The organism is Oleiphilus sp. HI0125, from assembly GCF_001635355.1.
Genome location: NZ_LWGF01001059.1, coordinates 1 through 748, shown reverse-complemented (window position 1 = coordinate 748; position 748 = coordinate 1). Strand labels below are relative to the sequence as shown.

1 protein-coding gene is annotated in these 748 nt (G+C 45.2%); it reads left to right on the top strand.

Translation table 11 applies throughout. The features are described 5' to 3' along the window. On the top strand, positions 1-748 hold a 748-nt coding region (gspL, locus tag A3762_RS18155; RefSeq protein ID WP_197469372.1), incomplete at both ends, for a type II secretion system protein GspL.

Sequence of the window (748 nt, the reverse complement as noted above, 5' to 3'; positions counted from 1 at the left end):
CTTGATGCAAAACGGAGCAGAAAGCGTTAAGGCTGTGTTGGTATGGCCGAGCAATTTGAGCTTCAGTGCGAACGTTGACCTTCCATCTAAGAACGCCCGTTACGCCCAGCAAGCCATAGCATTCGCAATCGAAGATAAGCTAGCAACAGATATCGAATTACTGCATTTTGCATTAGGTAAAAATAACAGTAAGACGGGTACGCCTGTGCGTTGCGTCGAGAAGTCGTTGTTTATTGGGTTTCACGATGATGTTCTTGAGGCTAAGCCGGACGTTCAACTAAGTGCATCGTATATAGACGCAGAGATGCTGGTTTCATCTGAAGCTGATATTGTTATCAGCCTCGAAGGTGATACCGCTATCGTCAACGCTAAACAATGTGCCGTGCGTGTTCGAGCACAAAATCTAGTTCCCTACATGGATACTTTGTTGCTTGGTCCAGATGACGAAAGCGCTGAAACGATCAAAATTAAGGTGTACGATCACAACGCGAATGAGGCCGATCATAAGATTTTATTGGCTGAGTTAGAGCAATATCCAGGGTGTGATATCGATATCGAAGCCTTGTCGATATCGAGTTTAGACTTATTGGTAGAGTCTTATTTTCACGCGGGTGCGCCAGAGATTGATCTATGCCAAGGTGAGCTTAAAATCGTCCAAGAGGGTTCAGGTCAATTGCGCCAATGGGCATGGGTTGCAGGCGTTGCATGTATTGCTTTCTTGTTACAGCTTGGTGTTTTTATTGGTAAG